28 protein-coding genes are annotated in these 24008 nt (G+C 73.9%); 16 read left to right on the top strand and 12 right to left on the bottom strand.

Going from position 1 to position 24008, the window contains the following annotated elements:
* The first annotated feature begins 68 nt into the window (after positions 1 to 68).
* A complete protein-coding gene (locus QE405_RS14970; protein ID WP_307202153.1) occupies positions 69 to 671 on the top strand; it encodes a TetR/AcrR family transcriptional regulator in 603 nt (200 codons plus the stop codon).
* 105 nt (positions 672 to 776) lie between these two features.
* On the opposite strand, the gene catC is transcribed toward QE405_RS14970, so the two are convergent.
* The 10 genes from catC to QE405_RS14920 form a co-directional block, all read right to left on the bottom strand.
* Positions 777 to 1052 (bottom strand): muconolactone Delta-isomerase, encoded by a 276-nt coding sequence (catC, locus tag QE405_RS14965; protein WP_307202151.1) that lies wholly within the window; start codon positions 1050 to 1052, stop codon positions 777 to 779.
* Between the two features lie 4 nt (positions 1053 to 1056).
* On the bottom strand, positions 1057 to 1932 hold the full coding sequence (gene catA / locus QE405_RS14960) for a catechol 1,2-dioxygenase (protein WP_307202149.1): 876 nt from the start codon (positions 1930 to 1932) through the stop codon (positions 1057 to 1059).
* Positions 1933 to 1986: 54 nt separating this feature from the next.
* The gene (locus QE405_RS14955) at positions 1987 to 3090 is read right to left on the bottom strand and encodes a mandelate racemase/muconate lactonizing enzyme family protein (RefSeq protein ID WP_307202147.1); all 1104 of its coding nucleotides are present in this window, start codon (positions 3088 to 3090) and stop codon (positions 1987 to 1989) included.
* Between the two features lie 70 nt (positions 3091 to 3160).
* Positions 3161 to 4066, bottom strand: a complete 906-nt coding sequence (locus QE405_RS14950; protein WP_307202145.1) for a LysR substrate-binding domain-containing protein — start codon at positions 4064 to 4066, stop codon at positions 3161 to 3163.
* 20 nt (positions 4067 to 4086) lie between these two features.
* The gene (locus QE405_RS14945) at positions 4087 to 4773 is read right to left on the bottom strand and encodes a 3-oxoacid CoA-transferase subunit B (RefSeq protein ID WP_307202143.1); all 687 of its coding nucleotides are present in this window, start codon (positions 4771 to 4773) and stop codon (positions 4087 to 4089) included.
* Complete coding sequence (locus QE405_RS14940) at positions 4770 to 5456, bottom strand: 3-oxoacid CoA-transferase subunit A (RefSeq protein WP_307202141.1); 687 nt, start codon at positions 5454 to 5456, stop codon at positions 4770 to 4772. The genes QE405_RS14945 and QE405_RS14940 overlap by 4 nt, the downstream gene beginning before the upstream one ends.
* On the bottom strand, positions 5453 to 6709 hold the full coding sequence (locus tag QE405_RS14935) for a thiolase family protein (protein WP_307202139.1): 1257 nt from the start codon (positions 6707 to 6709) through the stop codon (positions 5453 to 5455). The genes QE405_RS14940 and QE405_RS14935 overlap by 4 nt, the downstream gene beginning before the upstream one ends.
* Positions 6710 to 6804: 95 nt before the next feature.
* Positions 6805 to 7602: an IclR family transcriptional regulator domain-containing protein gene (locus QE405_RS14930; protein ID WP_307202137.1), complete on the bottom strand. Its 798-nt coding sequence runs from the start codon at positions 7600 to 7602 to the stop codon at positions 6805 to 6807.
* 98 nt (positions 7603 to 7700) lie between these two features.
* A complete protein-coding gene (locus tag QE405_RS14925) occupies positions 7701 to 8390 on the bottom strand; it encodes an alpha/beta fold hydrolase (protein WP_307202135.1) in 690 nt (229 codons plus the stop codon).
* A gap of 38 nt (positions 8391 to 8428) precedes the next feature.
* A complete protein-coding gene (locus tag QE405_RS14920; protein ID WP_307202133.1) occupies positions 8429 to 9193 on the bottom strand; it encodes an SDR family NAD(P)-dependent oxidoreductase in 765 nt (254 codons plus the stop codon).
* 100 nt (positions 9194 to 9293) lie between these two features.
* On the opposite strand from QE405_RS14920, the gene QE405_RS14915 reads away from it, so the two are divergent.
* Both QE405_RS14915 and QE405_RS14910 read left to right on the top strand, forming a co-directional pair.
* Positions 9294 to 9767 carry a MaoC family dehydratase gene (locus QE405_RS14915; protein ID WP_307202131.1) on the top strand — a complete coding sequence of 158 codons (474 nt, stop codon included), beginning with the start codon at positions 9294 to 9296 and terminating at the stop codon, positions 9765 to 9767.
* A complete protein-coding gene (locus QE405_RS14910) occupies positions 9764 to 10786 on the top strand; it encodes an MDR family NADP-dependent oxidoreductase (RefSeq protein ID WP_307202129.1) in 1023 nt (340 codons plus the stop codon). Before QE405_RS14915 ends, QE405_RS14910 begins: the two co-directional genes overlap by 4 nt.
* A 33-nt stretch (positions 10787 to 10819) precedes the next feature.
* On the opposite strand, the gene QE405_RS14905 is transcribed toward QE405_RS14910, so the two are convergent.
* Positions 10820 to 11146 carry a hypothetical protein gene (locus QE405_RS14905; RefSeq protein ID WP_307202127.1) on the bottom strand — a complete coding sequence of 109 codons (327 nt, stop codon included), beginning with the start codon at positions 11144 to 11146 and terminating at the stop codon, positions 10820 to 10822.
* Between the two features lie 36 nt (positions 11147 to 11182).
* Positions 11183 to 11548, bottom strand: a complete 366-nt coding sequence (locus QE405_RS14900; RefSeq protein WP_307202125.1) for a nuclear transport factor 2 family protein — start codon at positions 11546 to 11548, stop codon at positions 11183 to 11185.
* Positions 11549 to 11647: 99 nt separating this feature from the next.
* Between QE405_RS14900 and QE405_RS14895 the strand changes: the two genes are divergently transcribed.
* The 13 genes from QE405_RS14895 (at position 11648) to QE405_RS14835 (ending at position 23919) form a co-directional block, all read left to right on the top strand.
* Entirely contained in the window at positions 11648 to 12811 is a 1164-nt protein-coding gene (locus QE405_RS14895; RefSeq protein ID WP_307202122.1) for an acyl-CoA dehydrogenase family protein, read from the top strand.
* A gap of 83 nt (positions 12812 to 12894) precedes the next feature.
* Positions 12895 to 13683 (top strand): enoyl-CoA hydratase/isomerase family protein, encoded by a 789-nt coding sequence (locus QE405_RS14890; protein WP_307202119.1) that lies wholly within the window; start codon positions 12895 to 12897, stop codon positions 13681 to 13683.
* 68 nt (positions 13684 to 13751) lie between these two features.
* On the top strand, positions 13752 to 14129 hold the full coding sequence (locus tag QE405_RS14885; RefSeq protein ID WP_307202117.1) for a Zn-ribbon domain-containing OB-fold protein: 378 nt from the start codon (positions 13752 to 13754) through the stop codon (positions 14127 to 14129).
* Positions 14126 to 15271: a thiolase family protein gene (locus QE405_RS14880; RefSeq protein ID WP_307202115.1), complete on the top strand. Its 1146-nt coding sequence runs from the start codon at positions 14126 to 14128 to the stop codon at positions 15269 to 15271. The genes QE405_RS14885 and QE405_RS14880 overlap by 4 nt, the downstream gene beginning before the upstream one ends.
* A gap of 11 nt (positions 15272 to 15282) precedes the next feature.
* Positions 15283 to 16479, top strand: coding sequence for an acyl-CoA dehydrogenase family protein (locus QE405_RS14875; protein ID WP_307202112.1), 1197 nt, complete (start codon positions 15283 to 15285; stop codon positions 16477 to 16479).
* Complete coding sequence (locus tag QE405_RS14870; protein ID WP_307202111.1) at positions 16476 to 17444, top strand: phosphotransferase family protein; 969 nt, start codon at positions 16476 to 16478, stop codon at positions 17442 to 17444. Before QE405_RS14875 ends, QE405_RS14870 begins: the two co-directional genes overlap by 4 nt.
* A gap of 43 nt (positions 17445 to 17487) precedes the next feature.
* Entirely contained in the window at positions 17488 to 18699 is a 1212-nt protein-coding gene (locus QE405_RS14865) for an acyl-CoA dehydrogenase family protein (protein ID WP_307202109.1), read from the top strand.
* Complete coding sequence (locus QE405_RS14860; protein WP_307202107.1) at positions 18696 to 19454, top strand: SDR family NAD(P)-dependent oxidoreductase; 759 nt, start codon at positions 18696 to 18698, stop codon at positions 19452 to 19454. The genes QE405_RS14865 and QE405_RS14860 overlap by 4 nt, the downstream gene beginning before the upstream one ends.
* Positions 19454 to 20215, top strand: a complete 762-nt coding sequence (locus QE405_RS14855) for an SDR family NAD(P)-dependent oxidoreductase (protein ID WP_307202106.1) — start codon at positions 19454 to 19456, stop codon at positions 20213 to 20215. The genes QE405_RS14860 and QE405_RS14855 overlap by 1 nt, the downstream gene beginning before the upstream one ends.
* A complete protein-coding gene (locus QE405_RS14850) occupies positions 20212 to 21273 on the top strand; it encodes an alcohol dehydrogenase catalytic domain-containing protein (RefSeq protein WP_307202105.1) in 1062 nt (353 codons plus the stop codon). The genes QE405_RS14855 and QE405_RS14850 overlap by 4 nt, the downstream gene beginning before the upstream one ends.
* 61 nt (positions 21274 to 21334) lie before the next feature.
* Positions 21335 to 22837, top strand: coding sequence for a class I adenylate-forming enzyme family protein (locus QE405_RS14845; RefSeq protein WP_307202103.1), 1503 nt, complete (start codon positions 21335 to 21337; stop codon positions 22835 to 22837).
* A 58-nt stretch (positions 22838 to 22895) separates the two neighbouring features.
* On the top strand, positions 22896 to 23579 hold the full coding sequence (locus QE405_RS14840) for a TetR/AcrR family transcriptional regulator (protein WP_307202101.1): 684 nt from the start codon (positions 22896 to 22898) through the stop codon (positions 23577 to 23579).
* Positions 23580 to 23583: 4 nt separating this feature from the next.
* Positions 23584 to 23919, top strand: a complete 336-nt coding sequence (locus tag QE405_RS14835; RefSeq protein WP_307202099.1) for an EthD family reductase — start codon at positions 23584 to 23586, stop codon at positions 23917 to 23919.
* Positions 23920 to 24008 lie beyond the last annotated feature (89 nt).

Raw genomic sequence — 24008 nt, 5'->3', positions numbered from 1 at the left:
AAGTGGCCGCGGTCACATGGTGCACTTGGGTGCAAAACCTGTCAACAGCCGGCCCCGGAAGGATCGAGATGCCCCTGTCGTCGCCCCCGTCGCCCCCGCGCCCCGACCGGGCGGCGCGGACCCGCGCGGCGCTGCTCGAGGCGGCGTCCACGCTCTTCGTCTCCCGTGGCTACGAGGAGACGACGATGGCCGACATCGCCGCCGAGGCCGGCGCCTCGCGGCGGACCGTCTTCAACTACTTCCCCACCAAGGGCGACATCCCGATGCTGTGGGTGCGGCAGATGGCCGACCGCGCCATCGAGGACGCGATGGGGGAGGCGGCGCCGTCGGACCTGGTCGTGGCGGTCCGGGCCTACTTCCGGTCGATCAGCGAGGCCGTCGAGTCCACGCCCGAGCTGAGCCGCCAGATGATGCTGGGGTGGACGGCCGCGCTGGGGCCGACGCGCTACGAGTCGCAGCTGCTGGCGGACGTGACGCCCTACGTGGAGGCCGCCCGGGACCGGGGGCAGGTCGATCCGACCGTGGACGTGGCCGACGTCGCCCGGGCCCTCAGCGACGTGCTACAGGGCGCGGTGTTCCGCTGGGTGCGCGAGCCCGAGACCGTCCTCCACGAGCGCGTGGACGCGGCGGTGACGCTCGTGCTCCGCGGGATCACGGTCGCCGTCGACTGACGGAGAGCCGCACGAAAAAAGAGAACGCGGACCAGGACGCCTGCTGGATCGATCCAACAGGCCTTCCGGTCCGCGTTTTCTTTCTGCGCCTCCCCCCGCCGCCCCTCAGATCGCCGACGGGTGCGGCGCGAGCGGCGTGACGTCGATGGTCATGTAGGGGAAGAGGGGCAGGTTCCACAGGAGGTCGTGGAGCTCCTCGGTGGAGTCGACGTCGAACACCGAGATGTTCGAGTAGGCCCCCACGACCCGCCAGATGTGGGGCCACTTCCCGGAGCGCTGCAGCTCCTGGCTGTAGGCCTTCTCCCGGGCGAGGGTGTCGGCGCGCACCTCGGGGTCGAGGTCGCGGGGGAGGTCGACGTCCATCCGGACGCAGAACAGCACGGGCTCAGGCCGGGTCGAGCACGAAGTCGTAGGTGACCTCGTCGCCCTGGCCGTCGGCGCGCGGCGTCGGCGCGAGCACGAGCTCGGGCTTCACGGCGGAGGCGATGTCGTTGGCGACGTGCTCCCCGCCCTCGAAGTAGAGCTGCGTCGTGATGAGCCGGTGGCCGGGCGCCGACACCTTGAGGTGCAGGTGCGCGGGACGCCAGGCCGACCAGCCGGCCGCGTCGATGAGGCGGCCGCAGGAGCCGTCCGTGGGGATCTGGTACGGCGCGGGCTGGATGGTGTCGATCCAGAAGCGCCCCTCGTCGTCGGCCGTGATCGAGCCGCGGAGGTTCCACTCGGGGATGCCGGGGGCGAACTGCGAGTAGAAGCCTGCGTCGTCCGCGTGCCACAGCTCGACGAGGGCGCCGCCCAGCGGCGTGCCGTCGACGGCGCGCACCTGGCCCTGGAAGCGGAGCGGCGAGCCGACCTCGTCGTCGCGCTGGGGGAGCGTGGCCTGGGCGGGGAGCGCGGGTGCGCCCGGGACGTAGTACGGGCCCTCGATGGAGCCCTTCGAGCCCTCGCGGTCGGCGTTGGCGACCTCCTCGACGACGTGCTCGATCCACACGTCGAGGAAGAGCGGCCACTCGCCGTCCTGGCCGACGGCGATCATCCAGGCCTTGAGGGCGTCGTACTCCTCGTAGGTCACCTGCTGGTCCCGGATCACCTCGTGGAGCGCGGTGAGCGCGGCCGTCGCCACCTCGGAGACGCGCTCCTTCGAGACGGCCACGGCGGCCTTCTGCTTCGCCTGGAACTGGGCGGTCGCGTTGGCGCCCGAGTCGGCGGCGCGGGCGACGGTGGCGTCGTGCAGGTCGGTGTCGTGGTCGAGCTGCTGGGTCATCGGTGACTCCTCGGTGGTGGTGCGGGGCGACGGTCGTGGAACGGCGGAACGGGTTCAGGTGTCGAGCCGGTAGCGCTCGAGGCGCTCCGGGTCGACGGCGATGCCGAGGCCCGGGCCCTCGCGCACCTTGAGCTCGCCGTGCTCGATGACGAGCGGGTCGGCGAGGAGGTCGTCGGTCATGTCGAGGAAGTTGGAGAGCTCGGCCGCGCGACGCGACGTGAGCTCGTACGCCGCGGCGAACGCCGCCGAGCACAGCGAGCCGACCTGCGTGTCGATCTGGTTGCCCACCACGACCTCCACCCCGAGGCCCTCGCAGAGCCCGACGAGACGCTGGCTGGTGGTGAACCCGGTGCGGGACGTCTTGAGCGAGATGCCGGTGGCCGCGCCGGCGAGCAGCTCGCGGGTCACCTCGCCGGGCCGCGCGACGGACTCGTCGGCGAAGAACGGGATGGTCGACTGCTGCACGAGCCAGCGACGGCCCAGCACGTCGTCCGCCGGGCAGAGCTCCTCCGCCATGGTGAGCCCGAGGTCGGCCATCTCGGCGAGAGCTCGGGCCGACTCCGAGGCGGTCCAGCCGCGGTTGCCGTCGACGTAGAGCTCCACGTCGTCGCCGAGCCCGGCGCGCAGGGCGCGGCAGACGTCGACGTCGAGGCGGTAGGGCCGGCGGCCGACCTTCACCTTGAAGACGGTGATGCCGTAGGTCTCCCGGATCCGCTCCGCCTCGGCGACCATGGCCGCCGGCTCGGCGAAGCCGACCATGTGGGAGACCCGGACCCGGTCGGTGAAGCCGCCGAGCAGCTCCGAGACGGAGACGCCGAGGGTCTGGCCGATCGCGTCCCAGATCGCCATGTCGACCGCGGCCTTGGCGACCGGGTTGCCCACGGTGCGCTCCAGGCGGCTCCGCACCTGCTCGCGGTCCAGGATCGAGAGACCCTCGATCGCCGGTGCGAACAGCTCGGTGACGACGCTGCGGATGGAGGTCTGGGTCTCGCCGTAGGTGTACGGCCGGGGCGGGGCGTCGGCCTGTCCCACGATCCCGTCGTCGGTGTGCACGCGCACCAGCACGTGGTCGGCCGTCGCCACCGCGCCGCTGGCGAACGCCAGGGGCTTGCGGTAGGGGATCGCGTAGGGGATCGCCTCTACCCGGCTGATCTTCATGCGACGACGGTCACACGAGATTCGTGTCGAGTGAAGGACTCAGTTCCTCTCGATCGAGACGTGCGGCGACCTAATAAAGGGGTGTCGCCCCGATCGCGCCCAGGAGGTCGAGCACGCGACGGACGACGGGGGCGTCCTCGCCGCGTCGCGTGGCCACCCCGAGGTCGACGCTCGGTGCCGTGCCGGCCAACGGGCGGTAGGCCGCGCCCGTGATGCGCAGGTGCTGGACCGACTCCGGCACGAGCGCGACGCCCAGGCCCGCGGCCACGAACGACACGAGGGTCGAGGTCTCCGCGACCTCGGCCACGGGCTGGGGCTCGAACCCCGCCGCACGGCAGGCGGCGAGCACGGCCTCGTGCACGACCGACCGGTGTCCCGACGGGTACGTCACGAAGGACTCGCCCGCGAGGTCGGCCAGCCGCACCGCGGAGATCCCCGGCGCCGCGACGAGCGGGTGCGCGTCGGGCAGCACCGCGACCAGCGGCTCGCGCCGCAGCAGGTGGACGTCGAGCGCGTCGTCCTCGACCGGCGGCCGCAGCACGCCGACGTCGAGCGAGCCGTCGTGCAGCCGCGCGACCTGGCCCGGGGTCAGGATCTCGCCGTGGAGCTCGACCTCGACGTCCGGCAGCTCGGCGCGCAGCACGCGCGCGAGGCGCGGCAGCAGCTCGTAGGTCGCCGACCCGGTGAACCCGATCGCCACCCGCCCGACGCAGCCGTCGGCGACCCGGCGGGCGTCGTCGGCCGCCCGGTCCACGGACGCGAGGATGGCGCGTGCGTGGTCGAGGTACGCCGCGCCCGCGGCCGTGAGCTCCACGCGCCGCGTCGACCGGGTCAGCAGGGTGACGCCGAGGTGCGCCTCGAGCTGCTTGATCTGCTGGCTGAGCGGCGGTTGCGCGATGTGCAGCCGCTCCGCCGCCCGCCCGAAGTGGCACTCCTCGGCGACCGCGACGAAGTACCGCAGGTGACGCAGCTCCATGGCGGGAGCCTGTCAGCGGGTCAGAGCCGGCGCAACGGCAACCCGGTGCGCGACGCGAGCTCGTCGACCGAGGCGCCGTAGGTCTCCAGCACGGTCACCCCAGCGTCGGGACCGCCCACGGCGAAGACGCCGTGGTCGGTGTAGACGCGGCTCACGCACGCCGCCCCGGTCAGCGGGTAGGTGCACGCCTCGACGAGCTTCGCCGTGCCGTCCTTCGAGAAGAGCGTCATCATGACGAGCACGTCCTTGGCCCCGATGGCCAGGTCCATGGCCCCGCCCACGGCCGGGATCGCGTCAGGCGCGCCCGTGTGCCAGTTGGCGAGGTCGCCGTTGGCGGCGACCTGGTAGGCCCCGAGCACGCACACGTCGAGGTGGCCGCCGCGCATCATGGCGAAGGAGTCGGCGTGGTGGAAGTACGCCGCGCCCGGGAGCTCCGTCACCGGCACCTTCCCGGCGTTGGTGAGGTCGGGGTCGACCTCGTCGCCCTGGGCGGCCGGGCCCATGTTGAGCATGCCGTTCTCGGTGTGGAGCACGACGCCCGCGTCGGGGGCGAGGTGGTCGGCCACGAGGGTGGGCTGCCCGATGCCGAGGTTGACGTAGGAGCCCCGCGGGATGTCGCGCGCGATGATCGCGGCGAGCTCGTGCTTGTCGAGGGGGCCGCGGTCGGTGTGCTCCGTGGTCGCGGACGGCAGGACGAGGGTGCTCACGCGGTGGCCTCCGGATCGGTGGTGGCGGACAGGTCCAGCACCCGGTCGACGTAGATGCCGGGCGTGACGACCGCTTCGGGATCGAGCTCGCCCAGCCCCACGACCTCCCGCACCTCGACGACCGTGGTGGTCGCCGCCGTGGCCATGACGGGCCCGAAGTTCCGGGCCGTCTTGCGGAAGACGAGGTTGCCCATGGGGTCGGCGCGGTGCGCTCCGATGAGGGCGACGTCGCCCTTGATCGGCATCTCGAGCACGTGGCGGCGGCCGTCGATCGTGCGCTCCTCCTTGCCCTCGGCCAGCAGCGTGCCGACGCCGGTGGGGGAGAAGAAGGCGCCGATGCCGGCGCCCGCCGCACGCATGCGCTCGGCGAGGTTGCCCTGCGGCACGACCTCGAGCTCGATCTCGCCGCCCCGGTAGAGCCCGTCGAAGACCCAGGAGTCGGACTGGCGGGGGAACGAGCAGATGATCTTGCGGACCCGCTTCGCCGCGAGCAGCGCGGCGAGACCGGTGTCGCCGTTGCCGGCGTTGTTCGAGACGACCGTCAGGTCGCGGGCACCGGAGTCGATGAGGGCGTCGATCAGGGTCACCGGCATGCCGGCCATCCCGAAGCCGCCGACGAGCACGGTGGACCCGTCGGCGGTGCCGGCGACGGCCTCGGCCGGATCGGTGTGGAACGTGGTCATCGGGCCCCTCCCGCCGTGGCGTCGAGGTTCTCCAGCACGACCGCGAGCGCCTGGCCCACGCCGATGCAGATCGCGGCGAGCCCCCACCGCTCGCCGCGCTCGCGCAGGACCGCCGCGAGAGTGCCGAGCACCCGGCCGCCGGACGCGCCGAGCGGGTGGCCCAGGGCGATCGCGCCGCCCCGGGTGTTGACGATCCCGGGGTCACGCAGCCCCTCGGGCAGCCAGGCGTCGACGCAGGCCAGGGACTGCACCGCGAAGGCCTCGTTGAGCTCCACCGCGCCGACCTGGTCCCAGCCGATGCCGGCCAGGGCGAGGGCCCGGTCGGCCGCCTCGGCGGGCGCGAACCCGAAGGCCTGTGGCTCCAGCGCGCTCGCCGCCCGGCCCGCGATCCGCGCGACGGGCTCGGCGCCGACGCGGGCCGCGGCCCCCGCCGTACCGAGCAGGAGGGCCGAGGCGCCGTCGGAGAGGGGGGAGGCGTTGCCGGCCGTGATGGTGCCGTCGGGGCGGAAGGAGGGCGTGAGGCCTGCGAGCGTGTCGACCGTGGTGTCGGGGCGGACGCCCTCGTCGCGGGCCACGGTCGTCGTGCCCTTGCGGCCGGGGACCTCGACGGGCGACACGAACGCGTCGTAGAACCCGTCGGCCCAGGCCTGCGTGGCGAGCTCGTGCGAGCGAGCGGCGAACGCGTCCTGCCGCTCGCGGCTGATGCCGAAGCGCTCCTGGAGCTGCTCGTTCGCCTCGCCCAGCGAGACCGTCCACTCCTGCGGCATCCGCCGGTTCACGAGCCGCCAGCCGAGGGTCGTCGAGACCGCGGTGACGTCGCCGGCGGGGAACGGGCGGTCGGACTTGGGCAGCACCCACGGCGCGCGCGTCATCGACTCGACGCCGCCGACGACGGCGATGCCGTCCTCGCCGAGGTCGCCCGACGCGAGTGCGCGGGAGGCCTGGATCGCGGCGTCGAGGCTCGAGCCGCACAGCCGGTTGATCGTGGTCGCGGGCGTCGCGACGGGCAGACCGGCGAGCAGCCAGGCCATCCGGCCGACGTTGCGGTTGTCCTCGCCCGCGCCGTTGGCGTTGCCGAAGAACACCTCGGTGCGTTCGGCGAGGCTCGCGGCGTCGAGGCCGGGGGTGCGGGCCAGCAGGTCCGTGAGGACGCCGGCGGCCAGGTCGTCGGGCCGCACCCCGGCGAGCGCCCCGTTGAACTTCCCGAACGGCGTGCGGGTGGCTGCGTACAGGTAGGTGTCGAGCTGCTCCACCGGAACTCCTTGTTCGCCTAGCGAACGTCCGTTCGCTTTCCGAACCGACTGTACGCCGCGAGCGAGACCGTGCCAAGGTCGCGCCCCCGAGCGGTTCAGCGACCGATGCGCTCCAGGTCGGCGCCGATCGCCGCGGTGCACGCGAGGAGGGGCGCGAGGACCTCCCGCTCGAGGTCCCGCTGGTCGAGCGCGGACGTGGACACGTTGACGGCGGCGACGACGCCACCCGCCGTGTCGCGGACCGGTGCCGCGATGGAGCGCAGCCCGCGTTCGAGCTCCTCCTCGACGGCCGCCCAGCCCCGCTCGCGCGTCCGCCCGACCTCCGCCCGCAGCGCGGCGCGGTCCGTCAGGGTCCGCGGCGTCCAGGCGACGAGGTCGCCGTCGAGGACGTCGTCGACCGCCGCGTCGTCGAGACCGGCGAGCAGCACGCGGCCCATCGAGGTCGCGTACGCCGGGAACCGCGTCCCCACCGTGATCCCGACGCTCATGATGCGGCGGGTGGCGACGCGCGCGACGTACACGACCTGGTCGCCGTCGAGCACCGCCAACGACGTCGACTCGCCGACCTGGGCGGAGAGGGCCTCGAGGTGCGGCTGCGCGACCGCCGGCAGGCCGAGCGCGGAGAGGTAGGCGAACCCGAGCTCGAGGATGCGCGGGGTCAGGCGGAAGGTGCGGCCGTCGGTGGCGGCGTACCCCTCCGTGACCAAGGTGTGGAGCACCCGCCGCGCGGTCGCGCGGGAGAGTCCGGAGCGGCGGGCGGCGTCCGACAGGGTCAGGCGGGGGTGCTCGCCGTCGAACGCCCGCACCACCGCCAGCCCGCGCACGAGCGACTGGATCGGCTCGGGCGGGGTCGGCGCTGCCGGCTCGGCGGCAGGCTCGGGATCGGTCGGCATGGTGGCCACAGCGTGCCAGACGGTCGACCCGCGCCGTACCGGGTCGTGGCCCCAGCGCTACGGAAGACGGTGCGCTGGGGCCACGACCCGGGGTGGGTTCAGCGCGCCTCGCGCAGGACCCCCGCGACCTGCTCGGGGATCGTCACCATGGCCATGTGTCCCGCGTCGAGGAAGACCTCGTTCCCGCCGACACGGCGCGCGGACGCCTCCTGCAGGACCGGCGTGTAGCAGGCGTCGTTCGTCAGGCGCACGTAGGTCCGGGGGACGTCGGCCTCCAGCCCGGACAGGTCGACCGGCTCCGTCAGCAGCGCCGCCGCGTCGTCGACGACCTGCGCGAGCGTCCACGCGGTCTGTGCCTCGTCCATGTCGTTGCACAGCATGGCCTGCGCGCCGGCGGGGTCCTGGTGGTAGATGCCGTCGCCCGTGGAGGCACGCACGGCCTCCCGCACCCCCGGGTCGATCTGGTCGAGCACCGCGGACCCGTCGGGCGGCACGACCGCCGACAGGAAGACGACGTGCCGCAGCCGGGGGGCGAGGGCGGCCATGACGCGGGGCACCGTGACGCCGGCGAACGAGTGGGCGACCAGCACCAGGTCGTCCCCCTCGAGGGCGGCGACGTCGTCGAGCAGTGCCTGGGCGCAGTCGTCGAGGGTGACGGACGTCAGCGGCACGTCGGCCCGGGTGCCGCGGCCGGGCAGGTCGACGGCCACGGCGGGGCCGTCGAGGTGGGGGAGCAACGGCTCCCAGCAGCTGGCGCCCATGCCGGCGCCGTGGACGAGCACGTACATCGCGTTCTCCTGTCGAGCGACGGGGTGGGGTCGATGGATCAGCGGGCGGTCCAGCCGCCGTCCGCGTAGATCTCCGAGCCGGTCATGAATGCCGCGTCGTCACTCGCGAGGAAGGCGACGACGGCGGCGATCTCGGCGGGCGTGCCGAGACGTCCCATGGGCGTGCCCGCGAGCATCGCCGCGTGCCGCTCGGTCCCCTCGAACCGCTGGAGCAGCGGCGGCGTGCCGATGAAGCCGGGGTGCAGCGAGTTGACCCGCACGCCCCGGGTGGCCCAGTGCAGCGCGGCGTTCTTCGTCATCGTGCGCACCGCGCCCTTGGCTGCGTGGTACGCGAACGAGTTGCCGAAGCCGCCGACCGTGCCGAGGATCGAGCAGAGGTTGACGATCGCGCCGCCGCCGGAGGTCTCGATGAGCGGGCCGCCGTGCTTCATCCCCAGGAAGGTGCCGGTCTGGTCGACGCGGACGACCTGCTCCCAGTGCTCGACGGACTCGTCCTCGACCGTGGCGAGGCTGCCCAGCGCTGCGTTGTTGACGAGGGCGTGGAGGCCGCCGTCGGCGGCGACCTGCTCCAGGGCGGCGACCCACGAGTCCTCGCCGGCCACGTCGAGGCGGATCGCCCGGTGGCCCTCGCCGGGCAGTGCGGCGACGAGCTCCTGGCAGGGTGCCTCGTCGAGGTCGGTGACGACGAGCCGTCCGCCCTCCCCGGCGATGCGTCGGCAGATCTCGGTCCCCAGGCCACCGGTCGCTCCCGTGACCAGCACGGTGCGTCCCGCGAACCGCGGCGTCGCGCTTGCGAGCTCCATCGCCCGCCCTCCTCGTCTGGCGCCTGGTGCCGGCAGCCGTTGTGGTTCAGTATGAAGTGAACTCAGGTCAGTTTGCCACCCCGATCCGCAGGGAGCCACCATGTCCACCGCCGTCCGCATCCCGCTGCCCGACCTCGCCGGCGCCGTCGGCTCCGCGCTGGGCCCCGGGCCCTGGCTGCAGGTCGACCAGCAGCGGATCGACACGTTCGCCGACGCGACCGACGACCACCAGTGGATCCACACCGACCCGGAGCGGGCCGCGCGGGGTCCGTTCGGAGCCACCGTCGCCCACGGTTACCTGACGCTGTCGCTCGTCGCGCCCCTGCTCGACGCGCTCGTCGTCGTGGACGGTGCCGCGATGGGCGTCAACTACGGGCTCGACCGCGTGCGCTTCCCCGCGCCCGTCACCGCGGGCAGCCGCGTGCGCGCCAGCGCCGTGCTCGCCGACGTCCAGCCGGTGGGAGGCGGTGTCCAGGCGCGGTTCGACGTGACGATCGAGGTCGAGCACGGCGCCAAGCCCGCCTGCATCGCGACGGTCCTGTGCCGCTTCTACGGTGCGGAGCCGTCGGCGTGAGGACCCGCGAGCTGCGTCTGGTACGCCGCCCCTCCGGCACGCTCCGAGCCGCCGACCTGGAGGTGGTCGAGGTCGAGGTGCCGCGCCTCGCGGACGGCCAGGTGCTCGTCGCCACCAGCCACCACTCCGTCGACGCGGCCGTGCGGCTGCGGATGGACCCCGAGAGCCCGCCCGGCTACCTCCCGGCCTTCGGTCTCGGTGAGGGGATCGAGGGCCTGGCGGTGGGCACCGTGCTCGAGTCGCGGGCGTCGGGGTTCGCCGAGGGCGACCTCGTGCAGCACGCGCGCGGCTACCGCGAGCTCGCCGTCGTCGACGCGGGCGCGGGCGCACTGGGCGGTGCCGGTGCGCTGACCCGGCTCGACGCCGAGCTGGCGCCGCCGGAGGTCCACCTCGGCCTGCTCGGCGGGACCGGCCTCACCGCGTGGTCCGGCATCGTGCCCGTCGCCCGTGCTGCCGAGGGCGAGACGGTCTGGGTGTCGGCGGCGGCCGGGGCGGTCGGGAGCGTGGCGGGTCAGCTGGCGCGGTCACGGGGGTGCCGCGTGGTCGGGAGCGCCGGAGGTCCCGAGAAGGTCGCCTACCTGCGCGAGGAGCTGGGGTTCGACGCCGCCTTCGACCACCGCGCGGGCGTGGCGGAGGGCCTGGCCGCCGCCGCCCCCGACGGGATCGACGTCTACTTCGACAACGTCGGCGGGGGACACCTCGTCGCGGCGCTGGACCACCTGCGGCCCTTCGGTCGCGCCGCTCTCTGCGGTGCCGTCGCGGGGTACGACGGCGCGCCCGCCCCCGGGATCGACAACCTGTTCCTCGCGACGAGCAAGAACCTCACGCTCCGCGGCTTCCGCGCCGGCGCGTTCGCCGAGCACGCCGACGAGGTGCGCGTCGAGCTGGCCGCCCTGTGGCGCGCGGGTCGGATGCGGCTCGACACCGCGACGTACGACGGCCTGGAGCAGGCGCCCCAGGCCGTCGTCGACCTGCTCACGGGACGTACCCGCGGCAAGTGCATGGTCGTGACCGGCTGACCCACGGGTCAGCCGGTCAGGCCGATCGCCAGGTCAGGCCTCGAACTCGAGCGCGGGGGTGCGGGCCATCAGCAGGCGACGGACCTTCCCGTCGACGAGCTGCGCCGAGGCGTTGAAGCTGGCCTCGAAGGCGCCGTCCCGCGTGGTGCGGCCGAGCACGAGCTCGGTGTCGCCGACCGTGCTGCCGGCGATCACCTCGTGCACCAGGGTGCTCTTCTCGCGCTGGGCGAGGTAGCCGACCAGGCCCTCGCGGTCGCCGGTGAACTCCGCGGCCTGGTCGGCCCCCCGGGAGAACAGCACGGACATCACGAAGTCGTCGGTGATGTGGTCGAGCACCCGGTCGGGGTCGTCGGAGTCCATGAAGGTGAACCACTGCTGGAGGAAACGGGGTCGCGCTCATGCGTCCACCCCCAGCAGGGCGAGCTCGACGTCGAAGGAGACCTGGTAGCGGGTGATGAGCCCGTCCGTGACGCGCACGGCCGCGAGGAAGTGGCCCGTCGTCGTCACGCCGTCCTCCACGACCGCGCCGTAGACGAACTCGAGGTCCTCGTCGACGCCGGTGCGCAGCGGGTGGTGGGCCCGGTCGACCGGACCCCGGTCGCGGAGGTAGCCGACCATCTCCTCGCTCGTCGTCCCGCGCCGCGACTCCGCGGGCAGGTGGATGGCGAAGGTGACCTCCGGGTGGAGGCGTGCCTGGGCGGCGTCGATGTCGCCGGCGTCGACGTCGGCGTAGTAGCGCGTGAGGTGGTTGGGTGTGGCCATGAACTGAACCTAGTTCAGGTTTGGCTGCCCGCCAACCGTTGCGCCGGAGAGGCCTCGGTCCTATCTTGAACTGATGTCACTTCAGTTTAGGAGACGACCGTGAGCGCACCCGACCGTCTGCCCCCGCTCTGGCCCGACTCGGATCCCGCGGTCCTCGCGCCCGTGCCCGAGCACGAGGACCTCCGCGCCGTGGCGAGGTCGATCGTCGAGAAGCACGGCGACCTCGAGCAGCTGCTGGGTGCGGTCGAGAGCGGCCAGGTGCCCACCGAGGTGTGGCGACGGCTGACGGCCGAGCTCGACCTGACCGCGATCGCCGTGCCCGAGGCCCAGGGGGGCGCGGGGTTCGGGCTGCGGGAGCTCGTCGTGGTGCTGGAGGAGACGGGCGCCGCCCTCGTGCCCGACCCCGTGCTGTCCTCGGCCGTGCTCGGCCTGCAGGCGCTGCTCCTCGCCGACGACCCGGCGGTGGCCGCGGACGTCCTCGCCGACGCACTGGCGGGGTCCGCCCTCGTCACCGACGCGTGGGGCCACGCCGAGGCCCTGCGCCTGGAGGGCGGCACGGCCAGCGGCCGGCTGCACCGGGTGCTCGACGCCGTCGGGGCCACGCACCTCGTGGCACCGGCCGTGGGACCGGAGGGGCGGATGCTGCTCCTCGTCGACCTGGCCGAAGCCGGCGTGACGCCGCTCGAGCACCTCGACGTCACGCGTCGCCTGGGTGACGTCGTGCTGGAGGGCGCGTCCGCCCGTGTCCTCGTGGGGCCGGACGGCGTCGACGACGCCCTGCGGCGCCTCGCGGTCCTGCGCCAGGTCGCCGTGGCGGCGGAGCACGCGGGCATGGTGGCGCGGCTCCTCGACATGACGGTGGCGCACGTGACGACCCGCCAGCAGTTCGGCCGCCCCATCGGTTCCTTCCAGGCGGTCAAGCACCGGTTGGCCGACGTGCTCGTCGCCCGCGAGCGCTGCCGCTCCGCAGTGCGGTACGCCGCGGCGCGCCTCGACGACGACGTCGCAGCGGGCCACGACCTCGGCGGCGCGGAGGTGGCCGCTGCCGTGGCCGCCGCCGTGGGCACCGAGGCGGTGCTGGCCGCGGCCCACGAGGCCGTCCAGCTGCACGGCGGCATCGGCTTCACCTGGGAGCACCCGGCCCACCGCTACCTGCGTCGGGCGCTCGGCGACGAGGCCCAGTTCGGCTCGGCGCGCGACCACCGTGCGCGGCTGGCGGCGCTGCTCGCCGTGCCCGGCTCCACCCCGCTCGAAGTTTCCTGAACTAACTTCAGTTCAGGCATTGACCGGCGCCAGTCCGGGCGCACATACTGAAGTGAATCCAGTTCATTCTGAAAGGACCCGCTGTGATCGACACCGACCACGTCCTGCTCGAGAAGGACGGCAATGTCGCCCGCGTCTGGCTCAACCGGCCGCACAAGAAGAACGCCGTCACGGTGGAGCTGCTCCACCGCCTCGACGAGATCATCAAGGAGGTCGACGAGGACCCCGACCTCCACGTGCTCGTGCTCCGCGGCAAGGGCGGCACGTTCTGCTCGGGCTTCGACCTCGACGAGCTCCTCGAGAACTACGTCGGCAACACCCAGGCCATGGAGGTCGCGGTGCTCTCGGCGCAGGTCTGCGACCGGCTCTACCAGATGAACACGCCCTCCGTGGCCGTGCTCGAGGGCTACGTGACGGCCGGCGGCTTCGAGCTCATGATCTCGTGCGACTTCGCGGTCAGCGCGGACGACGCCAAGATCGGTGACTTCCACATCCGTCGCGCGCTCTTCGGCGGCGCCGGCCCGATCTACCGCCTCCCGCGCATGATCGGCCTCCGCAAGACCAAGGAGCTCATGCTCACGGGCAAGCTGCTCTCCGGCACCGAGGCCGTCGACTTCGACCTCATCAACGCGTCGGCCCCCGCCGAGGAGCTCGACCAGCTCGTCGCCGACTTCGTCGCGCCGATCATCGACAAGAGCCCCTTCGCGATGCGTCTCACCAAGATGACGATCAACCAGGGCCTCGACGCCGACGTGCGCTCGCTCATGGTCATGGAGCACCTCGCCGTGGGCAACGCGCTGCAGTCGGAGGACGCCAAGGAGGGCGTGCAGGCCTTCCTCGGCAAGCGCGAGCCCAAGTGGGTCGGTCGCTGACCCGACGGGTCACCGCCCCCACCCCCTAGCCCGTCCCAGCCCGACACCGACGTCGACCGAGGAGAACCGTGACCACCGCACCTGCCGCACCCGCCGCCCTCGAGGGCAGCCGCTGCACCGTCTGTGGGAACGTCGCCTTCCCGGTCGCCGACGGCTGCCAGCGCTGCGGCTCGAACGAGACCGCCGCGCTGCCGCTGTCGAGCCAGGGCACGGTCTGGGGGTGGACGGTGCAGCGGTTCGCACCGAAGTCACCGCCGTACGTGCCCCCGGCGGAGGGGTTCCGCCCCTTCGCCGTGGGGTACGTCGAGCTGCCCGAGGGGGTCAAGGTCGAGGCCGTCCTCGACCCCCGCGGGGCGGACTTCGCCACGCTGTCGGGGGCGCAGGTCGCCCTCGTCGCGACCGAGCCGGTGCCGTGCTTCGCCGTCGTCGACGGAGGTGCGCGATGACCGTCTCGATCATCGGTGCGGGCCTGTCCCGCTTCGGGCGCCAGCCCGGCGTCAGCGGTCGCGCCCTCGCCCTCCAGGCGGTGCGCGCCGCCCTGACCGACGCCGGCATCACCTGGCCCGACGTGCAGGTCGCCTTCGGCGGCAGCGACGGCTCGGGCCTGGCCGACACGCTCGTCAGCGACCTCGGCCTCACGGGCATCCCCTTCACCAACGTGAAGAACGGGTGCGCCACCGGAGGCAGTGCGCTGGTCGCGGCGATCGACGCCATCGAGTCCGGGCGGGCCGAGATCGCGCTCGCCGTCGGCTTCGACAAGCACCCCCGGGGAGCGTTCGACCCGCGCCCCGAGGAGTGGGGCCTGCCCGCCGGCTACGGCGAGGCGGGGCTCATGGTCACCACCCAGTTCTTCGCGATCAAGATCGCGCGCTACATGGAGCAGCACGGCATCTCGCGGCAGACGCTCGCGCGGGTGGCGGCGAAGGCCTACCGGAACGGTGCGCTCAACCCCAACGCCTGGCGCCGCGAGGCCATGGACGAGGAGGTCATCGCCTCCGCCGACATGGTCAACGACCCGCTGACGCGCTACATGTTCTGCTCGCCCGGCGAGGGCGGCGCCGCGATCGTGCTCGCCAGCGAGGCCGCCGCGCGCCGTCTCGGCGGCCGCCCGGTCAAGGTGCTGGCCGTCTCGGCGCGCACCCGTTCCTTCGGCTCCTTCGAGGTCTTCAGCCCCGCCGTGCAGGGCGCCGGCGAGCCGTCGAGCGTGAGTGCCGACGCGGCCCGCGCGGCCTTCGAGATGGCGGGCGTCGCGCCCTCCGACATCGACGTCGCGCAGCTCCAGGACACCGAGAGCGGCGCCGAGATCATGCACCTCGCCGAGTGCGGCTTCTGCGAGCACGGCGAGCAGGAGAAGTGGCTCGCCGAGGGCCTCACCGAGATCGGGGGTCGTCTGCCGGTCAACACCGACGGCGGCTGCATCGCCAACGGCGAGCCCATCGGGGCCTCCGGCCTGCGCCAGGTCCACGAGATCGTCACCCAGCTCCGCGGCGAGGCGGGGGAGCGCCAGGTCGCCCCGGCCCCGCGACTGGGCTTCACCCACGTGTACGGCGCGCCCGGCATCAGCGCCTGCACCGTCCTCGGCGTCTGAGGGAGGCCACCGTGACCCTGCCCGACTTCGACACCTTCGTGGCCGACGCCCGTGCCTGGCTGGCCGGCGTCGCCCCGCCCCGCACCGCGAGCGCCTGGGGCGAGGGCAGCGACTCCGTCGCCGTCTTCGAGAGCTGGACGCCCGAGGAGGAGCGCTCCGAGACCGACCGCATCCGGGCCTACGAGCAGGCGCGCTTCGACGCGGGCTGGGGCCCGCTCACGTGGCCCGCGGAGTACGGCGGGCGGTCGCTCCCCGCGTCGTACGCCGTCGCGTTCCGCCGGGTCGAGGAGGAGTTCGCGGTGCCGAAGCGCACCGAGATGTTCCCCGTCACCCAGCAGCTCGTCGCGCCGACCGTGCTCCAGTGGGGCACGCCGGAGCAGAAGGAGCGCTACCTGCGCGCCATGCTCCGCACGGACGTCATCGCCTGCCAGCTCTTCTCCGAGACGGAGGCCGGTTCCGACCTCGCGGCGGTCCGCACCCGCGCGGTGCGCACCGACGACGGCGGGTGGCGCATCGACGGCCACAAGGTCTGGACGTCCGGGGCCACGGTGTCCGACGTCGGGATCGCGGTCTGCCGCACCGACCCCTCCGCCCCGAAGCACCGCGGCCTCACCGTGTTCCTCGTGCCGCTGGACGCCCCGGGCGTGACCGTGCGGCCCATCCGGCAGATGACCGGCGGCGCGTCGTTCAACGAGGTCTACCTCGACGGCGTCGTGGTCGGCGACGAGCAGCGGCTCGGCCCCGAGGGGCAGGGCTGGAAGGTCGCGCTGACCGTGCTCGCCTCCGAGCGCCTCGACTCGGGCGGCCTCGGGCTCGACAACGCCGACCAGGCCGTCGAGATGGCCCGGCACCGCGCGACCCCGCTCGACGCCCTCGAGGTGGACCGGGTCGCCGACCTGGTCACCCGGGCCTACGTGCAGCGGCTGACCGGCATCCGGGTCGCCGCCGCCGTCGTCGCGGGGCAGGACCCGGGCGCCGAGGCGTCCGTCGGCAAGCTGCTCGCCACCGACACGATGGCGCGCACCTCCGAGGTGGCGCGCCTGCTGCTCGGGCCCGACCTGACGGTCGACTCGGGACGCTGGGGCGAGCACGCCTGGCTCGAGCACGTGCTCGGTGCCCCGGGCTACCGCATCGCCGGCGGCACCGACGAGATCCAGCACAACATCCTCGCCGAGCGCGTGCTCGGCCTGCCGCGGGAGCCGGCGTGACCGGCGCGGCGGAGCAGCACGCCCGCGACCTCGGGCCGCGCGTCGCCGAGGTGCTCCGCGCGACCGCGCCGGGCCTCGAGGTGGGTCCGCTCGAGGTCATGCCGGGCGGCCACTCGGGCCTCACCTACCGCCTCGACACCGGCGAGGGGCCTCTCGTCGTCAAGGCCGTGCCCCCGGGCCAGCGCTCCATCGGGCGCCACGACATGCTCCGGCAGGCCCGGATCCTCCAGGCGCTGGCGGACACCCCGGTGGCCGTGCCGGCGGTGCGTGCGGTCGACGACACGGAGCCCGCCTGGTTCGCCATGGAGCTGGTCGAGGGCGAGTCCCTCGAGCCCGTGCTCGACGACCCGCCGGTCCCCGCCGACCTCGCGGCCACCCGCATGCGCCACGCGGCGGCGGCCCTGCCCGCCCTCCACGGCGTCCCCATCGCCGCGGTCCCCGACCCCGGGCCCGTGCTGACGCCCGCGGACGAGCTCGCGCGCTGGGTGCGCACGATGGGTGCCGTCCCGCCGGAGCTCTTGCCGCAGGGCGACGTGCTCGGCGAGCGGCTCGCGGCCGCGGTGCCCGCGGCCGTCGACCCCGTGCTCGTCCACGGCGACTACCGCCTCGGCAACCTGCTCAGCCGCGGCGAGCACCCCGTGGCGCTCATCGACTGGGAGATCTGGAGCCTCGGCGACCCGCGGGTCGAGCTCGGCTGGTTCCTCGTCTTCGCCGACGGGAGCAACTTCCCCGGCGTCGGCCGCGAGGTGCCGGGCCTGCCCGGCGAGGACGAGCTGCTGGGGCTCGCCGGCGGCGCCGACCGGCCCGACCAGGCGTGGTTCAACGCCCTCGGCCGCTTCAAGATGGCCGCGATCATGGGCCACAACCTGCGTCGCCACCGCGAGGGTCGTCACCACGACCCCGCCCAGGAGCAGCTCCCCGCGACCATCACCCGGCTCATCGAGACCGGGCTCGACCGGCTCTGATCGGCTCCCCGAGCCCGATCGCCCGCGACAAGGAAGGCACCCCGTGGACTTCGACCACAGCCCGCGCACGACCGCCCTGCTCGGCACCGTGCGCACGTTCATGGACGAGCACGTCATCCCGGCCGAGCCGGTCTACGACGCCCAGGTGGCCGCGGCGGAGAACCCGCACCAGCAGCCCGCGGTCATGCTCGAGCTGCAGGCCACGGCACGTGAGCTCGGCGTCTGGAACCTGTTCATGACCCACGGCGACCGCGGCGCCGGCCTGACCAACCTCGAGTACGCCCCGCTGGCCGAGGAGCTCGGCCGCTCGATGATCGGCAACGAGGCCGCCAACTGCTCGGCGCCCGACACCGGCAACATGGAGATCCTGGCCATGTACGGCACGCCCGAGCAGCAGGAGCAGTGGCTGGACCCGCTGCTGCGCTGCGAGATCCGCTCGGCCTTCGCGATGACCGAGCCGGACGTGGCGAGCTCCGACGCCCGCAACATCACCTCCACGATCCGCCGGGACGGGGACGAGTACGTCCTCAACGGCCGCAAGTGGTACACCTCCGGGATCCTCGACCCCGACTGCGGCCTGGTGATCTTCATGGGCAAGTCCGACCCCGAGGGGCCGACGTACCGGCAGCAGAGCATGGTGCTCGTGCCCGCCGACGCCCCGGGGATCGAGGTCCTGCGGGACCTGCCGATGTTCGGCTACCGCGACCGTCTCGGGCACGGCGAGGTGCAGTTCACCGACGTCCGCGTGCCCGTCACGAACATGCTCGGCAGCGAGGGCGACGGCTTCGCGATCGCCCAGGGTCGCCTCGGTCCCGGCCGCATGCACTACGCGATGCGGGCCATCGGCATGGCGGAACGCGCGCTCGAGCTCATGTGCCGGCGGGCCACCAGCCGCGTGGCCTTCGGCGAGCCCCTGGCCAGGCGCGGCGTCGTGCGCGAGTGGATCGCGCGCAGCCGCATGGAGATCGACCAGATCCGCCTGCTCACCTTCAAGGCCGCCTGGCTCATGGACACCCGCGGCAACGCCGCGGCCCGGTCCGAGGTCGCCGCGATCAAGGTCGCCGCCATGGAGACCGCCCACGACGTCGTCAACCGCGCGGTGCAGACGTTCGGCGCCGCCGGCGTCAGCGACGACACGGTGCTGAGCCGCCTGTTCGCCATCACCCGCGCGCTCCAGATCGCCGACGGCCCGACCGAGGTGCACCTGCGCACCATGGCCCGCCTCGAGCTCGACCGCTACAAGGAGGAGGCGTGACCGACCTGCTGCTCGAGGGCAAGGTCGCCCTCGTCACCGGCGCCACCCGCGGCCTGGGGCGCGCGATCGCGTTCGCCCTGGCCGACGCCGGCGCCACCGTGGTCGTCTCGAGCCGCAAGCTCGAGGCCTGCGAGGAGACGGCGGCCGCCATCACGGAGCGGACCGGACGCGCGGCGTACCCCCTGCGGCTGCACGTGGGCGACTGGGACGCCATCGGCCCCGCGGTCGACTCCGTCGTGGCCGACCACGGCCGGATCGACGTGCTCGTCAACAACGCCGGGATCGCCCCGCTCGCCCCGTCGCTGCTGGAGCTGGGCGAGGGCCTCTTCGACAAGACCATGGAGGTCAACGTCAAGGGCCCGTTCCGCCTCATGGCCACCGCGGGCGCACACATGCACGCCGCGGGCAGCGGTTCCATCATCAACATCTCGAGCATCGGCGCCGAGCGGCCGAGCCCGCCGGAGGCGGTCTACGCCGCGGCCAAGAACGGCCTCAACGCCCTCACCCGCGCGTTCGCGCAGGAGTACGCCCCGACCGTCCGCGTGAACTGCCTGATGCCGGGCGCCTTCGCGACCGACATGAGCGAGTCGTGGGACGACGCGTTCCTCGGCCTCGTCACCGACCGGCTCCCCGCCGGTCGGCTCGGGCAGCCCGAGGAGCTGGCCGCGCTCGTGGTGCACCTGGCCTCCGACGCGCCCGGCTACCTGACCGGTGCGCTCATCCCCGTCGACGGCGGCCGGACGGCGGTCTACTGATGGGGGCGCTCGACCTCTTCGACCTCACGGGCCGCGTCGCCGTCGTGACCGGCGCCTCCTCCGGGCTCGGCGCCGGCTTCGCGCGCACGCTCGCCGAGGCCGGCGCGACCGTGTACGCCGCGGCGCGACGCCTCGACCGCCTCGAGGAGCTCGCCCGGGAGGTGCCCCGGATCGTGCCCGTCCGCTGCGACGTCACGGTCGCCGCGGACCGCGACGCCCTCGTGGAGCGGGTCGTCGCCGAGTCGGGGCGGATCGACGTGCTCGTCAACAACGCAGGCCGCGCCGGCCCGCCCGCCGCGGTCGAGGACACCCCCGAGGTCTTCGACAGCGTGCTCGGGCTCAACCTCACCGCCGGCTTCCACCTCGCCGTCGCCGTCGTCGACGCCGTGCCGGAGGGCTCGCCCCTGTCGATCGTCAACCTCGGCTCGGTCATCGGCCTGGTCTCCACCGCGCCGGTCGGCGGGGCCAGCTACGCCGCGTCCAAGGCGGCCGTCACCGGTCTGTCGCGCGAGCTGGCCGGCCAGTGGGGCCGGCGCGGGGTGCGCGTCAACACCCTCGTCCCCGGCTGGTTCGATACCGAGATGACGGACGGGCTGTTCACGAACGAGGCGTCGGCGAACTGGGTCCGCCGCGGCACCATGCTCGGCCGGGGCGGCCAGGAGGGCGAGGTCGACGGTGCGCTGCTGTTCCTGGCGTCCGACGCGTCGACGTACGTCACCGGTCAGTGCCTGGTGGTCGACGGCGGGTGGACGGCGCGATGAGTGCCCCGACCGCCGCCGTGCCCGCGCGGATGCGGGCGCTGCGGCTCGTGGAGTGGGCGGCCCGGCCCGTGCTGGCCGAGGTCGACGTGCCCCGGCCCGAGGGGCGGCAGGTGCTCGTGCGGGTCGAGGCCGCCGGCCTGTGCCAGTCCGACCTCCACGTCGTGGACGCTCCCGCCGGCGCGCTGCCCTACGAGGCCCCGTTCACGCTGGGCCACGAGATCGCGGGCACCGTGGCCGCAGCGGGTGACGACGTGGACCCCGCCGTGCTCGGCACCGCGGTCGTCGTGCACGGCGTCTGGGGCTGCGGGACGTGCCGCAACTGCCGGCGCGGCAGGGAGAGCTACTGCCTCGAGCTGGCCGACGGACCCGCCGGCGCGGGCCTGGGGCGCGACGGGGGCCTGGCCGACTACGTGCTGGTGCCGGACGTCCGTCACCTCGTGCCGACCGACGGGCTGGCCGCCACCGCCGCCGCGCCCCTCACCGATGCGGGCCTGACGGCCCAGCACGCCGTGCGCCGGCACCGCGCCCTCGCCGAGGGCGGCACGACGGTCCTCATCGGCGTCGGCGGTCTCGGTCACCTCGCCCTGCAGATCCTCCGGGCCCTGCCCGACACCGCCGTGGTCGCCGTCGAGCCCCGGCCCGCGGCGCGGGAGCTCGCGCTCCGTCTCGGCGCCCGCGCCGCGGTGGCCGACGTCGGGGACGTCGCCGCCGAGCTGGCCGGCCTGGGGCGCGGCCCCGGAGCCGACCTCGTGCTCGACTTCGTCGGTTCCCCGACGACGCTCGCGGTGGCGCCCGAGCTGCTCGCGCCCGGCGGCACCGTCGTGGTCGTGGGCAGCGGCGGCGGCCGGCTCGAGGTGGCCAAGGGCCGCCTCGCCAACGGCTGGACCTTCGACGCCCCGTTCTGGGGCCACCGCTCCGACCTCGTCGACGTCGTCACGCTCGCCCGGCAGGGCACGGTGACGGCCGAGGTGCACACCTATCCGCTCGCGGACGCCCTCACGGCGCTCGACGACCTCCGGGCCGGTCGGGTGCAGGGGCGGGCGGTCGTCGTCCCCTGAGACCCACGGCGCACGACCCCCATCGATCCGCACCACCCACCACCCCCAGGAGGCAGTCGCCATGAGGAAGCTGGCGCAGGAGCTCGAGGTCCGCGCGGCGACCGATCCCGACGCGGTGCTCGTCGTCGACGGCACCGGCGACCACACCGTCGGCGAGGTCGTCGCCGCGGCCCGTCGGCTCGCCGACGCCCTCGGCGAGGTCACCGACGGCGCCCCCACGGTGCTGCTGCAGGCCGACAACACGTGGCGCACCATGGCCACGGCGCTCGCCGTCGGCATGCGCGGCGGCCTCGTCACCGTGATGAGCCACCACGCGACGCGGGGCGAGTTCGAGCTGGCGCTCGAGGACGTCGCGCCCGACGCCGTCGTCGCGTCGCCCGAGATCGTCGAGCGCTGGGAGGTCGACGAGGGCGACCTGGCGGCGTACCGGGAGGTGCTGCAGGGCTGGGACCTGCGGGCGCGCCCGGGCACCACGGCCGGGGTCGAGCGCTGGGGCGGCGGCGTCGCGATCGCGATGACGTCGGGCTCCACCGGACGGCCGAAGTGCGTCGTGCAGTCCGAGGACGCGCTGCGGTACGCCGCGCGCACCACCATCGACCTCGTCGGCCTGCGGCCCGGGGACCCGGTGGCGGCGCTCGTGCCGCTGTCGTCGGTCGCCGCCTTCTGCTTCGGCCTCTACCTGCCCGCGCTGCTCGGCGGCAGCCAGGTCTGCCTCGAGAAGTGGAACCCCGCCGAGGCGCTCGACCTCATGGAGTCGCGGCGCGTCGCGTGGACGATGCTCGTGCCGACCATGGCGCTGCAGCTCTCCCTCGTCCCCGGCAGCGAGGGCCGCCTGTCCTCCCTGCGGGCGATGACGGTCGGCGGCGGGCCGATGAACGCGGTCGCCCTCGAGCGTGCCGAGCGTGCCCTCGGCACCCGGTTCCTCCGCGTGTTCGGCATGTCCGAGTGCCTGGGCCACACGTCCCCCCGTCCCGACGACGACGCGTCCGTGCGCCTGGGGCGCGACGGTCGCCCCTTCCCGGGCACCGACGTGCGGGTGGTCGGCGAGGACGGTCGCCCCGTGGCGCCCGGCCGGGAGGGGCGGCTCCAGGTCAGCGGCCCGTCGCTGTTCCTCGGCTACGCGCGGGAGGGGCGGCCGCAGCGGCCCGACCTCACCGACGACGGGTTCCTGCCGACCGGCGACCTCGGGCGGATCGACGAGGGCGGCTTCCTCCAGGTGTCCGGCCGGGAGAAGCAGGTCATCATCCGCGGCGGCCGCAACATCGACGTGAACGAGGTCGAGGCGGCCCTGGCCGACCTGCCCCAGGTGGCCCAGGTCTGCGTGGTGCCCGTGCCGGACGAGCTGCTGGGGGAGCGCGTCGCCGCGCTGCTGGTCACGGTCGAGCCGATCGACCTCGCCGGCGTGCAGCGGGGGCTGGAGGCCGCCGGCTTCCCCAAGGCCAAGTGGCCGGAGGTCGTCCACGTCGTGCCCGACCTGCCGCAGAACCGCGTGGGCAAGCTCAACCGGTCGGAGGCGGTCGCGCTCGCTGCTCGTCTCGTGGCGGACCGAGCGGTATCCCCGTGAACCCGACTTCACTTCAGTACGCTGTGCGGACGTCGCCACCGGTCGAGGAAGGCCCACCATGACCAGCACCCGTGCAGCCGCCGCGTCCGACCGAGGGGTGGAGCCCGTCGTCCCGCGCCGCAAGGACGGGCCGCGCTCCAAGCGCGGCGTCATCCTGCAGGCCGCGGTCGACAGCTTCGGGCGGGACGGCTTCGAGCAGACCAAGTGGGCCTCGATCGCCGACCAGGTGGGCATCGGGCAGACCGCGCTCTACCACTACTTCGAGTCGAAGGTGCACTGCCTGCTCACCATCATGAGCGCCGAGCTGGAGCGCTCGCTGGAGCAGTTCCAGGAGGTCGTCGCGGACCAGCCGGACGACCTCGGCCGGCTCCGGGCGGCCGTCAGCAAGGCCTTCGACCTCACCGACCGGGAGACCCTCTCGGCGCGGATCCTGCTCGCCCACATGGACCTGCTCACCACGCAGCGCGCCTCGGAGCGCGAGGAGGCCGAGCGGCAGCGGGCCCGCATCCTCGTGCGGGCGATCGAGGACGAGTGGTCCCGCCTCATCGAGCAGGGCATGGAGTCCGGCGCCTTCGTCGCGCGCGACCCGCGCCAGACCGGCCTCGCCCTGCTCGCCCTCATCGTCAGCGTCTGGCGCTGGTACCGCCCCGGCGGTCGCCAGAGCCTCGGCGACATCGCGGAGTTCATCACCGGCGCCTGCGTGCGTCTGGTGGGCCCCGACCCCGACACCGACCAGGAGTGACCCCATGTACAACCTCGTCCTGATGGCCTCGAAGCCCGACGACTGGACCCACGAGCAGTTCATCGACTGGTGGCGTGGTGAGCACGCCGAGGTGACCTACGGCCTGCCGGGCCTGCGTCGCTGGCTCCACACCGACGTCCAGGGCGCGTTCGAGGAGCGCTCCGAGGGGTGGGACGGCGTCTCGATCCTCAGCTTCGACGACCGGGCCGCGCTCGAGGCCGCCCTCGCCAGTGACGAGTGGAAGGCCGCCGTCCGGCACGTCGGGAAGATGCGTGGGCGCCGGATCGCCGTCATGGGCGAGGAGCGCACCATGGTCGCCGCCGCGGACGCCACCGCCTGAGCCCCCGCCCTCCACCCCGTCCGCCCGCGCGGACGGGGTGCTTCGGCCTGCCCGGGCGCGCCTCGGAGCGCCCGGGAGCGCCCGGGAGC

It is taken from the genome of Nocardioides zeae, from assembly GCF_030818655.1.
In the GTDB taxonomy this organism is placed as follows: domain Bacteria; phylum Actinomycetota; class Actinomycetes; order Propionibacteriales; family Nocardioidaceae; genus Nocardioides; species Nocardioides zeae_A.
Note: the sequence above shows the minus strand (reverse complement) of the source record. Positions and strands in the feature narration are given on the sequence as shown.

Coding starts and splice junctions, on each gene's coding strand:
- QE405_RS14955 (WP_307202147.1), bottom strand. CDS start 3,090: ATGAAGATCAGCCGGGTAGAGGCGATCCCCTACGCGATCCCCTACCGC.
- QE405_RS14905 (WP_307202127.1), bottom strand. CDS start 11,146: ATGGACTCCGACGACCCCGACCGGGTGCTCGACCACATCACCGACGAC.
- QE405_RS14900 (WP_307202125.1), bottom strand. CDS start 11,548: ATGGCCACACCCAACCACCTCACGCGCTACTACGCCGACGTCGACGCC.
- QE405_RS14840 (WP_307202101.1), top strand. CDS start 22,896: ATGACCAGCACCCGTGCAGCCGCCGCGTCCGACCGAGGGGTGGAGCCC.
- QE405_RS14930 (WP_307202137.1), bottom strand. CDS start 7,602: ATGCCGACCGATCCCGAGCCTGCCGCCGAGCCGGCAGCGCCGACCCCG.
- QE405_RS14850 (WP_307202105.1), top strand. CDS start 20,212: ATGAGTGCCCCGACCGCCGCCGTGCCCGCGCGGATGCGGGCGCTGCGG.
- QE405_RS14940 (WP_307202141.1), bottom strand. CDS start 5,456: ATGACCACGTTCCACACCGATCCGGCCGAGGCCGTCGCCGGCACCGCC.
- QE405_RS14880 (WP_307202115.1), top strand. CDS start 14,126: ATGACCGTCTCGATCATCGGTGCGGGCCTGTCCCGCTTCGGGCGCCAG.
- QE405_RS14920 (WP_307202133.1), bottom strand. CDS start 9,193: ATGGAGCTCGCAAGCGCGACGCCGCGGTTCGCGGGACGCACCGTGCTG.
- QE405_RS14845 (WP_307202103.1), top strand. CDS start 21,335: ATGAGGAAGCTGGCGCAGGAGCTCGAGGTCCGCGCGGCGACCGATCCC.
- QE405_RS14855 (WP_307202106.1), top strand. CDS start 19,454: ATGGGGGCGCTCGACCTCTTCGACCTCACGGGCCGCGTCGCCGTCGTG.
- QE405_RS14835 (WP_307202099.1), top strand. CDS start 23,584: ATGTACAACCTCGTCCTGATGGCCTCGAAGCCCGACGACTGGACCCAC.
- QE405_RS14950 (WP_307202145.1), bottom strand. CDS start 4,066: ATGGAGCTGCGTCACCTGCGGTACTTCGTCGCGGTCGCCGAGGAGTGC.
- QE405_RS14915 (WP_307202131.1), top strand. CDS start 9,294: ATGTCCACCGCCGTCCGCATCCCGCTGCCCGACCTCGCCGGCGCCGTC.
- QE405_RS14925 (WP_307202135.1), bottom strand. CDS start 8,390: ATGTACGTGCTCGTCCACGGCGCCGGCATGGGCGCCAGCTGCTGGGAG.
- QE405_RS14970 (WP_307202153.1), top strand. CDS start 69: ATGCCCCTGTCGTCGCCCCCGTCGCCCCCGCGCCCCGACCGGGCGGCG.
- catA (WP_307202149.1), bottom strand. CDS start 1,932: ATGACCCAGCAGCTCGACCACGACACCGACCTGCACGACGCCACCGTC.